This is a genomic window from Nodularia sp. UHCC 0506, assembly GCF_034931045.1.
In the GTDB taxonomy this organism is placed as follows: domain Bacteria; phylum Cyanobacteriota; class Cyanobacteriia; order Cyanobacteriales; family Nostocaceae; genus Nodularia.
Map to the genome: position 1 here is coordinate 74,951 of NZ_JAYGHH010000002.1, position 13,554 is coordinate 88,504.

At 41.1% G+C, this 13,554-nt stretch carries 11 protein-coding genes and 1 tRNA gene; 4 read left to right on the forward strand and 8 right to left on the reverse strand.

Features of this window, described 5'->3' with window-relative positions:
* Positions 1 to 38 precede the first annotated feature (38 nt).
* The 4 genes from cobA to VB654_RS02075 all read right to left on the reverse strand — a co-directional run bounded on the left by cobA (position 39) and on the right by VB654_RS02075 (position 2,191).
* On the reverse strand, positions 39 to 818 hold the full coding sequence (cobA, locus tag VB654_RS02065) for a uroporphyrinogen-III C-methyltransferase (protein WP_323211711.1): 780 nt from the start codon (positions 816 to 818) through the stop codon (positions 39 to 41).
* A complete protein-coding gene (locus VB654_RS02070) occupies positions 815 to 1,522 on the reverse strand; it encodes a sirohydrochlorin chelatase (protein ID WP_323211712.1) in 708 nt (235 codons plus the stop codon). Before VB654_RS02070 ends, cobA begins: the two co-directional genes overlap by 4 nt.
* 183 nt (positions 1,523 to 1,705) lie before the next feature.
* On the reverse strand, positions 1,706 to 1,792 hold the full coding sequence (locus tag VB654_RS25185) for a hypothetical protein (protein WP_416235650.1): 87 nt from the start codon (positions 1,790 to 1,792) through the stop codon (positions 1,706 to 1,708).
* A gap of 18 nt (positions 1,793 to 1,810) precedes the next feature.
* Positions 1,811 to 2,191, reverse strand: coding sequence for a DUF4359 domain-containing protein (locus tag VB654_RS02075; protein WP_323211713.1), 381 nt, complete (start codon positions 2,189 to 2,191; stop codon positions 1,811 to 1,813).
* A gap of 124 nt (positions 2,192 to 2,315) precedes the next feature.
* On the opposite strand from VB654_RS02075, the gene VB654_RS02080 reads away from it, so the two are divergent.
* Together VB654_RS02080 and VB654_RS02085 are read left to right on the forward strand one after the other, a co-directional pair.
* Positions 2,316 to 2,388: transfer RNA gene (locus VB654_RS02080), tRNA-His, on the forward strand.
* A gap of 391 nt (positions 2,389 to 2,779) precedes the next feature.
* Complete coding sequence (locus VB654_RS02085; protein WP_323211714.1) at positions 2,780 to 5,200, forward strand: sucrose synthase; 2,421 nt, start codon at positions 2,780 to 2,782, stop codon at positions 5,198 to 5,200.
* 49 nt (positions 5,201 to 5,249) lie between these two features.
* On the opposite strand, the gene VB654_RS02090 is transcribed toward VB654_RS02085, so the two are convergent.
* Both VB654_RS02090 and rimJ read right to left on the reverse strand, forming a co-directional pair.
* Positions 5,250 to 5,819, reverse strand: a complete 570-nt coding sequence (locus VB654_RS02090) for a peptidoglycan-binding domain-containing protein (RefSeq protein ID WP_323211716.1) — start codon at positions 5,817 to 5,819, stop codon at positions 5,250 to 5,252.
* Positions 5,820 to 6,640: 821 nt separating this feature from the next.
* On the reverse strand, positions 6,641 to 7,222 hold the full coding sequence (gene rimJ, locus VB654_RS02095; protein WP_323211718.1) for a ribosomal protein S5-alanine N-acetyltransferase: 582 nt from the start codon (positions 7,220 to 7,222) through the stop codon (positions 6,641 to 6,643).
* A gap of 166 nt (positions 7,223 to 7,388) precedes the next feature.
* Here rimJ and bioB point away from each other — a divergent pair, with 166 nt between their 5' ends.
* Positions 7,389 to 8,399 carry a biotin synthase BioB gene (gene bioB / locus VB654_RS02100; RefSeq protein WP_323211720.1) on the forward strand — a complete coding sequence of 337 codons (1,011 nt, stop codon included), beginning with the start codon at positions 7,389 to 7,391 and terminating at the stop codon, positions 8,397 to 8,399.
* 178 nt (positions 8,400 to 8,577) lie between these two features.
* Here the strand turns inward: bioB and cax are convergent, their stop codons facing one another.
* Positions 8,578 to 9,669: a calcium/proton exchanger gene (gene cax / locus VB654_RS02105; RefSeq protein ID WP_323211721.1), complete on the reverse strand. Its 1,092-nt coding sequence runs from the start codon at positions 9,667 to 9,669 to the stop codon at positions 8,578 to 8,580.
* A gap of 446 nt (positions 9,670 to 10,115) precedes the next feature.
* Here cax and VB654_RS02110 point away from each other — a divergent pair, with 446 nt between their 5' ends.
* Positions 10,116 to 12,776, forward strand: coding sequence for a DUF3536 domain-containing protein (locus VB654_RS02110; protein ID WP_323211723.1), 2,661 nt, complete (start codon positions 10,116 to 10,118; stop codon positions 12,774 to 12,776).
* Between the two features lie 75 nt (positions 12,777 to 12,851).
* Here the strand turns inward: VB654_RS02110 and VB654_RS02115 are convergent, their stop codons facing one another.
* A complete protein-coding gene (locus tag VB654_RS02115; RefSeq protein ID WP_323211725.1) occupies positions 12,852 to 13,517 on the reverse strand; it encodes a Uma2 family endonuclease in 666 nt (221 codons plus the stop codon).
* Positions 13,518 to 13,554 lie beyond the last annotated feature (37 nt).

The window sequence follows — 13,554 nt, forward strand, 5'->3', positions numbered from 1 at the left end:
CCTAACCCAACCTAATTTTATTATTATTTGACTAGGAATTAAACAGGACGACACCCAGACAAAATACTGTGCAGATTTACTACTGAGCCAATGACCGCGATCGCAGGAGCGCTAAATCCAGTTTCTGCAACTTGCCCAATAATGGTTGCTAAAGTGCCAATCAACTCTTCTTGTTCTGGTCTTGTACCCCAACGGACTAAAGCTATGGGTGTCTCTAAATCTAACCCAGCTTGATTTAACTCTTCCACAATATAAGGCAGATTGTGAATGCCCATATAAATGACAATGGTTTCTGAACCGTGAGCGATCGCCTGCCAATTTACTTTCGGTTTATACTTACCTGCTGATTCATGCCCAGTCACAAAAGTAACGGAGGAGCTATATGATCTATGAGTTAAAGGTATGCCAGCATAGGCAGAAGCCGCAATTCCGGCTGTAATCCCCGGCACAACTTCCACAGATACCCCAGCTGCGACTAAATCTGCCATTTCCTCGCCACCACGACCAAAAATAAACGGGTCGCCGCCCTTTAGCCGCACAACTACAGCGTGTTCTTGCGCCTTCTCAATTAATAAATGGGTGGTTTCTGACTGTAATAATGAATGTCTCCCCATGCGCTTACCAGCATTGATTTTTTCAGCTTGGGGATTAATCATAGCCAGAATTGCTGGACTGATCAAAGCATCATAAATCACTACATCTGCACATTCTAATAAACCCTTACCTTTAAGGGTCATGAGTCCTGGATCTCCTGGCCCCGCACCTAGCAAATAAACCTTACCCAAACATTTTTGCGCTTCTTTCTCTGTGCGGCTCATGTATCTATTAAATCCCCAATGATCTCAGCTAATTCTGCACTTGCTCCCAAAGGTTCTGCCAGTTGGAAAGTGACAGCAGGAAATTGTAATTTTAGCTTTTCTATGGACTGAGCGATCGCATCAGTAATGCCACCTGTAAATAAAAAGTACGGCAAAATCATAATTTTCCTCTGGCCAGCAGCAACCAAATCTTGTACCCGTGATTCTAAACTAGGAGCTACAGCCCAATAAGCGGTGACTGCGCCCAACTTTGTGGCTATGGTTTCGATTGGTTCTAGAGAATCAGGACGACGGCTACCGTGAGCTAACAAAATTGTGGTTTCGGCTGTCATCGTTGCCATTTGTTGAGAAAGTAATGATACCAAATTGGGATGACTACCGAGATGGGGTTGCAGATTAATCATCATATCTTGACCAAGAGCTTGTTTTGCCAGCGCAATTTGATCAGGAATATCCCTCATGACATGGACACCAGGTAGCAGAAATAGCGGTACAACCTGCAAGCAATCCACCCCATCAACTAAAGTGGCAAATTTTTGAATCTGCTGATATAAAGGCTGGGGTTGTAATTCCAAAGCAGCTATACCTACCAGATTTTTGGTATTACCCAATTTATGAGATACTAAACCTGCTAATTGCTGCATAGCAACTTCTGGGCGTGGGTCACGACTGCCATGGGATACCAGTAAATACGCAGATGTCATGGAAAAATTTCACTCTTAGTAGCTATTTTTAGGGTAGCAGGTTGGTAGCTTTAAGACTAAAACCTGGATGTATTGCCAAACTTGAGTTTCACCTGCCCCTACTTGGTTTTTACTCAGCAAGTTGCTATAGTTCGCAGCTACAAAAGTTTTGCCAAAGTCATCGTTGCCAAGACACCGCATTCATTAATAACGGTCTTGGAGCAAGAGTTGTTCACCACATTTGGTACAAACTTGAGCCTTTTGGGGATTTTGGGAATATAGACAGCCTATGTTGGGATAGCTTTTGGCTTATTGTTGCTCGGCGGTATAGGTATAAAAGTTATCAAATGCTCCCACGGTTTCAAATTTATAAATAGGTATAAAGGAACTCAGTTTTAAATCCGTTCTGTAAATACTAAAAATCAGGAAATTCTGCTGTTCTGTACTCCGTCCCAGGATTTCTCGCATTTGGGGAGTGGCTTGATCTACCAGAGTATCGCATTGAGACTTGATGAGATTTTCTAAGAAATTTGTAGTTTTTTGGCAAACGTCCTTTTTGAGATACTCAGTGAGCCGTTGTGCTGCATATTCTTCGTATTCAACCTGAGAAGGATTGGTTGTGGCCATTGCCACCCCCAAGGCTGCTAGTCCTACTGCTCCCGAACAGGTTATAATGGCAAGTGCTTTCATGTCTTCTAGCTTTGATTCTCTATAGTTATTGGAGTCTAAAGACTATAAATTAACAAAATCCGTTCCTTGAAAAAAAGTCTTGATTATTTTTTGATCAAGGTGCTATAATCAGGAATATCGAATGGCGAGCGTAGCCAAGTGGTTAAGGCAGTGGTTTGTGGTACCACCATTCGTGGGTTCAATTCCCATCGTTCGCCCTAGTTTAACTTAATAACTGTAGGCTTTCTGCATCTAAATGGTCAAACATACCAGTTAGCGGCAACTATATATTTGTAAGATTAATTTCCCAAAAATAGTTTTTGGGAAGATTTTTCATGTTTTTTCAACTTTGTGTGAGAATCATGACATATATAGGTTGTATCAAGAGGAAGATAAATTGTCCGTCCTGAGTTAGAGTGAATAATACTGAGTATCAGATATTCTAGCTAGAGGGAAACACGAATTGAGAAGCCTGGTTATAGATGAACTAAGGAACACAGATAGAGAATTCGTCTGTGTTTGTTTGTGTTTATATGTGATTAGGTGGAAAGGGGAGGTGTTAGCTCTGTCCTACAAGTCAAAAATATAAAACCAACGTTAGGGGTTATCATGTCTGAATTGATCCAAGCAATCCTGGATAGCGAAGAAAAAAGCGATTTGCGTTCCTTCGTGAGTCAGTTACGCCAGGAAGAAAAAAATTATTTGCTGCGTAACGACATCCTGAATGTTTTTATTGATTATTGCTCCAAGTCCGAGAAGTCAGAAACTGCTGCTGCTTCTTCTCGCTTAGGCAAACTAATTTACTATACTCAGGAAATTATTCAAGAGGATTCCAACCTTTGTTTTATCATTCGTCCTAAAATTGCTAGTCAAGAAGTGTATTGGCTGACTGAAGATTTGAACGTTGAGCCAATGACAGTACAGGAACTGCTGGATCTACGCGATCGCTTCGTGAATAAATATCATCCCCTAGAAGGTGATCTGCTCGAACTAGATTTCGGTCCCTTTTATGACTACACCCCAGTTATCCGCGACCCCAAAAATATTGGTAAGGGAGTGCAATTCCTCAACCGCTATCTATCCAGCAAAATATTCCAAGACTCGAAACAGTTGCTGGACAGTTTATTGAATTTCTTGCGTCTGCACCAATATAACGGTGTACAGTTGCTCATCAACGATCGCATCACAACTCAACAGCAACTTTCCACCCAAATTAAAAAAGCCATCACCTTTGTAAGCGATCGCCCCAAGGATGAACCCTACGAACAATTCCGCTTTGAATTGCAAATGATCGGTTTTGAACCGGGTTGGGGTAACACAGCTTCACGAGTACGTGACACCCTTGATATTTTAGATGAACTGATTGATTCTCCTGATCCCCAAACCATCGAAGCCTTTATCTCTCGCATCCCGATGATTTTTAGAATCGTCCTGGTATCGGCGCATGGTTGGTTCGGTCAAGAAGGGGTTTTGGGTCGTCCTGACACTGGTGGACAAGTGGTTTATGTCCTCGACCAAGCCAAGAATCTAGAAAAACAACTCCAAGAAGATGCTCAACTTGCTGGTTTAGATGGACTGAACGTTGAGCCTAAAGTGATTATTCTCACCCGCTTGATTCCCAATAGTGACGGGACATTGTGTAATCAACGGCTAGAAAAAGTTCACGGTACAGAAAACGCCTGGATTTTGCGCGTACCTCTGCGGGAATTCAACCCCAACATGACGCAAAACTGGATTTCCCGATTTGAGTTTTGGCCTTATTTAGAAACTTTTGCTATTGACTCCGAAAAAGAACTCCTCGCAGAATTTCAAGGTAGACCCGACTTAATTGTGGGTAACTACTCTGATGGTAACTTGGTGGCGTTTCTGTTAGCACGACGGATGAATGTAACTCAGTGCAATATCGCTCATGCTTTGGAAAAATCCAAATACCTATTTAGTAACCTGTATTGGGAAGACTTAGAAGATAAATATCATTTCTCCTTGCAATTTACCGCCGATTTGATTGCTATGAATGCGGCAAATTTCGTAGTTAGCAGTACCTATCAAGAAATTGTCGGGACACCGGATAGTGTGGGACAATACGAGTCTTACAAATGCTTCACCATGCCGGAGTTATACCACGTAGTCAACGGGATTGAATTATTTAGTCCTAAGTTTAACGTTGTACCTCCTGGAGTCAACGAGAGTTACTACTTCCCATACACACGCAAGCAAGACCGAGTAGAAGCTGATAGCGATCGCCTGGCTGATATCCTCTTCACCTTGGAAGATTCCAACCAAATTTTTGGTAAACTTGATGATCCCACAAAACGCCCTCTGTTCTCCGTAGCACGTCTTGACCGGATTAAAAACCTCACAGGTTTAGCCGAATGCTATGGTCAGAGTCCAGAATTGCAAGAACATTGCAACCTCATATTAATCGCTGGTAAGTTGCGTGTAGAAGATTCAGGCGACAACGAAGAACGGGACGAAATTATCAAGCTCTATCAAATCATTGAACAGTACAATCTTTACGGTAAAATTCGTTGGTTAGGTGTACGCTTAAGCAAATCTGATTCCGGTGAAATTTACCGAGTAATTGCTGACCGTAAAGGTATCTTTATCCAACCAGCTTTATTTGAAGCCTTTGGTTTGACAATCTTAGAATCTATGGTTTCAGGACTACCAACCTTTGCGACCCAATTTGGTGGGCCACTAGAAATTATTCAAGATAAGATCAATGGCTTTTACATTAACCCCACAAATTTAGAGGAAACAGCCGAAAAAATCTTAGAATTTGTTACCAAATGTGATCAAAGTTCTCACTATTGGAATGCCGTTTCTGAAGAAGGAATTAAACGGGTATTAACTACATATACTTGGAAAATTCATACCACCAAGCTGTTATCTTTAGCAAGGATTTATGGCTTTTGGAACTTTACTTCCAAGGAAAATCGGGAAGATTTGTTGCGCTATCTAGAAGCTTTGTTCTATCTAATTTACAAACCCAAAGCCCAAGAATTATTAGAGCAGCATCAGCATCGTTAGACACATAATTAGTCAGTTGTTAGTTGTTAATTTCCACGCTGACAACTGACTAAATGCTTAAATGTTGCCAAGTAACTGGCCCCACTACTCCATCTACCCCGATACTACGCTGATTTTGAAAGGCTTTAACAGCTGTTTCAGTCAGAGGACCAAAAGCCCCATCAACTCGAATTGCATAGCCGTTAGCAACTAACAACCTTTGTAAAATTCTCACAGAAGTACCGGAATTCCCAAAACGCAGAATTGGCAGAGGTGGTCCGCTAAATCTTGGCGATCGCGCTGCTATCTTGATACTATGATTGATTGTAACTGGGGCATTATAGTTTTTAGCTAGAACTAACAAACCTGGAGACAGATACCGTTTTGTAATTTTCTCAAAGAGTTTGTCCTTAGCTAAATAAGATGCAGATGAAGTTTGGAAATTAGTTTTATCTGTTTCGATAAACTCCGGTGGTGTAATTTCAGGATTGGCAACTAATTGAGTTAAGTTATTCTGTGTGAGGTTTTCCCAGCTATTTCCCCTTGCTAATGGTTGCGGCTGCGGTAATTTATTGGGTAAAGATAGTCGTTTTGCAGTTAATATACCCGTCATCAGCAGACTGATTTCGCTCATCATCATTCATTTTATCAACAACCTAAACTCTAATTTGACAAACAAACGTGTTATGAGTCTGAAATGCTTTATACTAAAACATACTAGGAATCATGTAATTTTTATTTGCCAGTATTATTTATAAATCATCACGTATTACAGTTACATCAATGAATTTATAGTAGATTTTGTCTCAGTATGAAGTCGATAGGATGCCAATTTCACAAGATTTATAATATTCAGATATAGTAAGTGTAAATTTGATTAGTATAGCGTTTCCTAAACTGCTAGATACAGAATTATTTTTGTTCATCTGTGGTTAATTAATTCTTCTCATACATACTCAAGCAACAACTACTATATTTAAATTTAAGTTAGTTTAATGTACAGTGACCTATTACTTGCTGTCTTCCTCCCAAAGTCTCATCAATTTCCTCAGTAATTTAGAGCAGTAAATAAATATGTTCATAAAATAATTGAGTCAGTAATAAAACTTGCTAATTCCTAGTTAATCAGCACTTTTAGATATCATCAATTCCGTGATAAGTTGTACAATTTTTAACCCCCATTCAGCTATTTTTTGAAAAAATCTTATTTTATTCATTGCAGCTAAGTACAAAAAATCACGATCACCGCCGGGCGGCAGTTACGTCGCTTTGCTCCGAATTAACAATTAAATACCCTACGGATAAGTAAGTGGGCGAGAATAAATCAAAGTACATTCATTAATGTAAAAAATATTGAGATTGTTTCTTAGTGAGGGCTGAAGCGCTCCAATAAGGACTAAAGTCCTTACTACAAACTTTGAATTAATGTTGTTTCCCTTTTTTCTTGGACATAAATATTAGTTATTCCGAAAAATCCTCTGATTTCCAATTAGGATTTACTAAACTTGTCAGAATATGATCTTCCCATTTACCATTAATTAATAAATAATCTCTTGCGTATCCTTCTACCACAAAACCGAGTCTTTTTAAAACATTACCACTGCGCCGATTATGCGGCATATAATTAGCCATGATGCGATGAAAATTTAATTCTTCAAATACATAATCAGTTGCGGCTTTTAAGGCCTCTGTCATATACCCTTTACCTTGCTCAGATTCTGCTAAACTATATCCTACATAACAAAAATGTGCCGCGCCCCGGATAAAGTTACTAAAATTGATCGTGCCAATAATTTTATTTGACTTTTTTCTGGGAAAAATAAACAGCTTTAATGATTGGTCATGGATAAACTCCAAGACATTATTTTCAATTTGATATTGCCAATACTCTTCTGTAAAGAGATGATCAAGTAAAATAGGATAAAATGGTGTAAAATAAGTCCTATTCTCAGAGAAATATGTAATTAATTGTGGGATATCCTTTTTAATAGCAATTCTTAATGTCAAGCGATCGCTCGTGATGAGTGGTAGTTCTGATTTCATAAAAGTAATTATTTTTACAATCAATCTGCCAGATTACCAAAATATTGGTAAGCTGATTTCTAATATCTACAGCAATCAGATTGAGATTATTTAATCCCAACGCTGTATTTTTAAAGATCCAACAGCAGATGGCTCTTGACCAATCCAGTTTATAAAAAGGATAGTGATGTCGGTGGGAATACGCTACGATTGGCAGAAAGCAGAGATTCAGGCGATATACAACACGCCATTCCTAGAGCTGATTTATCAAGCTGCTAGCGTGCATCGCCAATATCATGATTCAAAAAAAATACAAGTTTGTAAGCTGATTTCAATTAAAACTGGTGCTTGTCCCGAAGATTGTGGCTATTGCGCCCAGTCTTCCCGCTATCAAACAGAAGTCAAGCCCCAAGCACTGTTAGAAAAGGAAACAGTTATTAAAATTGCCCAAAAAGCCAAAGCAACGGGTGTAAGTCGCGTTTGCATGGGTGCAGCTTGGCGGGAAGTGCGGGATAACTCACAATTTGACACGGTTTTGGAAATGGTCAAAGATGTTACCGACATGGGTTTAGAAGTCTGCTGTACTCTGGGAATGCTGACCACAAATCAGGCGAAACGCTTAGAAGCGGCGGGACTATATGCTTATAACCATAATTTGGATACTTCTGAAGAACATTACAGTACTATTATTACCACGAGAACCTATAGCGATCGCCTGAATACAATTGATAATGTCCGACAGACAAATGTAACTGTATGTTCTGGCGGTATTCTTGGTTTAGGCGAAAGTGTCGAGGATCGTGTGGGAATGCTAGAAACTCTCGCCAATTTACATCCTCATCCAGAGTCCGTACCCATTAATATTCTTTCCCAAGTCCCAGGTACACCCCTAGAAAATCAACCAGATGTCCCCATTTGGGACGTAGTACGCATGATAGCCACAGCCAGAATGATCATGCCAAATTCTGATGTGCGTCTTAGCGCTGGTAGAGCCAGACTTTCCCAAGTCGAACAAGCTTTATGCTTTATGGCTGGGGCAAATTCGATCTTTTCCAGCGATGATAATCAAATGCTCACAGTCACTACGCCCTGTCCCGATTATGACGCTGATCGAGAAATGCTGAATTTGTTGGGCTTAGAAATGCGCCCTCCTCACCAAAGACCGGAAAAATTGACAACTCCAGCCGTTATCAGTTAAAAAACCCCACTTCCAACCCTCCCCGTCAGCGAGGCTATAGTACAATACTAATCGGTTAAGCAAATTAGTGAGCCGAAAGCCCTTGTAAAGACACGTCTCTACACTCCTTAACCGAAAAGTATTGCGCTATATTGGACTGACATGGTATAATACAAGCCCTTATGACTTGACGGCGGTACTAAGCAATGCCATCAATTATGGGATGGAAGTAGAAAGCGAACCCCAAAACTGTATAAGCAGCTAATAATAACACCCCTTCTAACCAATTGGATTCACCATCCGAACTAATACTATTGGCAATTAAAACTGATACAGCCACAGCCACTAATTCAAAGGGGTTAAAATCCAAATCCATCGGTTTATCAAGTATCCATCCAGCTATTACTAAAACTGGTGCCACAAATAAGGCAATTTGTAAACTTGATCCCACAGCAACCGAGATAGAAAGATCCATCTTATTCTTCATAGCCACGGTGACTGCGGTAGCGTGTTCAGCCGCGTTACCAATAATGGGAACCAAAATCACCCCTGTAAACAGAGATGTCAAACCGAGTTGAGATGTGGCTACTTCCAAAGAACCTACCAACATTTCAGATTCCAGTGCTACCAAAAGAGTACATACTAACAACACACCACTCCATAGCCAGATATTAGGTTTGGTATGAGGTGTTTCTTCCTCTTCTATCTCTGCAACACCCACATCATATAAATAGGCATGGGTTTTCATCGAAAATAGCAGCGTCAGCACATAGACCAGAATTAACACAACTGCAACTGCAAGCGAAAGATTCTGCAGAACTTTTTCATTAATTCCTACTGAAGTATAATTCACAGCCGTTGGTAAGAGAATGGCAATTACAGCCAAATTCATCGCCGAAGCATTTACCCGTGCCACCACAGATTGAAATGTCTGTACCTTGTAACGCAGTCCACCCAAAAACATGGAGAAACCCATCACCAGTAGCAAGTTACTGATAATCGAACCTGTAATACTGGCTTTGACTATATCCACCAAGCCGGCATTCAAGGCGACTAAAGCTATAATTAATTCTGTAGCATTCCCAAAAGTGGCGTTGAGTAGTCCTCCCAATGAAGGGCCAACTACTACAGCTATTTCTTCTGTCGCGGTACCCATCCAGGCTGCTAAGGGCAGAATTGCTAAACCAGCTGTAATGAAAACTACCAAGTCTCCCCACTCCAAAAAGTGGGCTGTTAGGGAAACTGGAATAAACAGTAATAAAACTAGAAAAAGTTTATTTTTAACTGACATTTGCTACCTTAAGGTGAGAGTATCATGTACAGATAATTTGCAATATTTTGCAAACAGACACCAGGATACTCTGAAGTGTCTGCGGTGTCCTGAGAAATTATACTGTTTCTATATTAGTACTCGATATGTAAAATAAAATTGCAATTTATGGAGTTTTTGCAAACTTTCGTAGCAAAAGTATCAATGAGAGCGAGGATTTTCCGCGAAATATGGGGTTTAATAAATAAATAGACTCTAAAATATTTGACTAACGCTACTCATAAACAAACCTCGTACCTGTGGGATAACGCAGATTTACGGCTCTAGTCAAACAGTTTTTTCGTCAATTGGACTGTATTCTCTCATCATAGTTTTGCTGTATACCGGATTTGTGTTCAAACCTCTGTAGTAAGGTTTAAATCCCAGGTTTCGGCGCAAATGTAAGTTTTTTATTTGGATAAATATACATGACTTCTGCTGCTGAAAGGCCAGTTAGCCCTGGCGCAAGTTTGACATCATATTCAACTCCCCACGATACTCACCAGAATGATCCCCTGAAACAAGCGACTGGTGTTTATGTGACGGTGCATGGTCATTTTTACCAGCCACCACGAGAAAACCCTTATTTAGACGCGATTGAACGACAACCCAGTGCTGCACCTTTCCATGATTGGAATGAACGCATTCACTGGGAATGCTATCGCCCCAATGCTTTTGCCAGGGTCTGCAATGACCAGGGTGAAGTTGTAGAAATTGTGAATAATTACGAATATTTCAGCTTTAATATGGGGCCAACCCTGATGTCGTGGCTAGAACGCTACGATTTTGAGGTGTATCAGCGCATTTTGGAGGCAGACATCAAGAGTTGTCAGCGCTTGCATGGTCATGGTAATGCGATCGCGCAGGTATACAATCACATAATTATGCCTCTGGCCAACGAACGGGATAAATATACCCAAATTCGCTGGGGTAAAGAAGATTTTCGCTCTCGCTTTGGGCGTGATCCCGAAGGTATGTGGTTAGCGGAAACAGGTGTGGACTACCCCACTTTAGAAGCTTTGGTTGCCGAAGGTATTCGCTTTATTATCCTCGCACCATCTCAGGCGCAGCGTTGCCGTCCCCTAGCAACAGAGAATGATCCCCACCCGGAATGGCTAGAAGTTGGCGGTAGTCAAATTGATCCCACCCGTCCTTATCGCTGTTATCTCAAAGAAAGTAGCGCCACTGATACCCGCCCTTACATTGATGTCTTCTTCTACGATGGTCCCATTTCGCGGGATATGGGTTTTAGTGATGTGGTTTATAATTCCAGTCACTTTGCTGGCCGCATCGGTTCGGCGGTACGTGGGGATCACCGTCCAGCCCAGTTAATTTCTGTCGCCACAGATGGGGAAACCTTTGGACACCATAAAAAGGGAACCGAGAAAACTTTAGCTTATGCTTTTATCGGCGAATTTCCTAAACACGGTTGGACGGTGACAAATTTTGCTCATTATCTCAGCCTGAATACTCCCACTTGGGAAGCAGAAATTAAACCCGCCACAGCTTGGAGTTGCGCCCACGGTGTCGATAGATGGCAGGATGACTGTGGTTGTGGTGGTGAAGGTGGGGTTTGGCATCAAAAATGGCGACGACCTCTGCGGGATGCTTTAAACTGGCTGCGGGATCAGCTAATTGATGTGTATGAAGAAAATGCTGGACTGCTATTTAATGATCCCTGGTTAGCAAGAGATGAATATATTCAAGTGATGCGCGATCGCTCTCCTGCTAATGTGAACCGCTTCCTGTCTCGCCATCAAACCCACAAACTCACCGCCGCCGAACAAGTAGATGCTTTGCGTCTGTTAGAAATGCAGCGTCACGCTTTGCTAATGTTCACCAGTTGCGGCTGGTTTTTTGAAGAAATTTCTCGCCCAGAAGGTACACAAATTCTCCGCTATGCTTCCCGTGCTTTGGAATTGGCTGGAGATGTGGCTGGTGTGCAGTTGGAAAAGAATTTCCTCAAACGCCTAGCTTTAGCCCCCAGTAATGTGGATGTTTTCAAACATGGTGGGGAAGTTTATCGCCAACTGGTGCAAACTGCCCAAGTGAGTGTGAAGCAAGTAGCTGCCCACTATGCCATTACTTCTCTATTTGGCAATCATAAATCTACAGAGAAGCCCAATCCTCATCCTGGAAAAGCTAAATATCCTCATCCTGACCAAAAGCGTGTTTATTGTTACACCGTCAATGAGATAGATTACCAACTGCAACGCATGGGATCATTGACGCTGGCTGTAGGACATTTACAACTGGTGTCGGAAATTACCTGGGAAAGTGAGAGTTTAGTATTTGCTGTGCTGCATTTGGGTGGCTGGGATTTCCACTGCTGCACTCAATTATTTACGGGAAGACGTAACTACAGCAAGTTAAAAGAAAAGCTGTTTAGTTCTTTAGAACAGGCTAGTGCGGCTCAAACTATCTTGGTGATGACACAGCTATTTAAAGAAGAAACATTCAGCTTGCAGAATCTGTTTGCTGAAGAACGTCACCGGATTATGCGCCTACTCAGTCAGGAAACACTGACTCGCTTAGACCAACTTTATAGCCAAGTCTATCGGAATAATTACGGTATTTTGATGGCGTTTCATCGGGATGAGTTAGAGGTTCCCCAGGAGTTACAGGTAGCTGCGGAGATTGCTTTGGGATCGCGTTGTATGCTGACGCTGCGATCGCTTGAGCAAGATATCACTGATTCGACATTGAGCTTAAGTCATGTTGTAGAATTAGAAGCGATCGCTACTGAAGCTAAACATCTACATTGTCATTTAAATATTCCTGACGGTAAGCAGATATTAGAACAATTGATCATGCGATTACTTTGGCAATTGTTACACGATACTAACGGTAGTTTTGCCACGGAAATTCAATGTTTAGAACGCTTGATTGATGTTAGTGATCAGCTAAATATTGGTATTTCTTTGCATAAATCGCAAGAGTTATATTTCAGTTGTCTGCAAAGTCAAATCCTGCCATTGTGTATCACCAGTTTGAGCAATAAGGAAGACAATAATCAATGTCGTCAATTGCTGAAGTTAGGGAAAAAGTTAGCGGTTGATGTGACTCATGTTTTGAGTAAATTGGATTAATTCAGTATCAAATCTGTAGGGTGTGTTGTTGTGGAGACAATGCACCTTTTTTTTAACACAAAGGTACGCGGAGGTTTAAGAGGGGAGAGGATTTGGTTTGATGCTTTGAAACTGGTTCATTAACCAAGTTGCTACTTCAGATTGACTCATTTCACGGCTACGACGTAAAGCTTCTTCTAAAATAGACATCCCCAGTCCAGGTAATACCTGTGATTCTGGAATACGTTTACTACCTTGGTGTGCCATACTATATGCGATAATTTGGGTATTTTCCACATCTATAACCCAATATTCCGCAACACCCAATTCTTCATAAAGCGATCGCTTTGTCCCCAAATCATCCAACAATGAACTTTTAGCAATCTCAATCACTAAATCTGGTGCAGGATACCGATCAAGTTTGACAATCCCTGTACCAGTTGGGATAGTTTGGGCGTGTTCTCTGAGGTAATACGCCACATCAGGTTGACAATCCTGAATACCAGTTTTACGAAAAGTGGTAGTGTCTAAACCTCTTGCTAAAATTCCTCTAAGTGCGGCAAATAGAGTTACTGCAAAAATAATTACAACATGATCTTGACCGTGATCAAAACTAACTGGTGCCATCTCCAGTCTCATATACCCCTTGTAGTAGTAACTCTTTGCCTTTTCATTCAGCAAGTTAGCGATTATTTGCTCATACTCACCCCAAGAAGTGCAAATCCATGTATCTGCGGGTAACTGGGTTTGTAAATTACTCATTCTCTAACCCTCTCGCCAAAACTAAAACTTTTGTGGC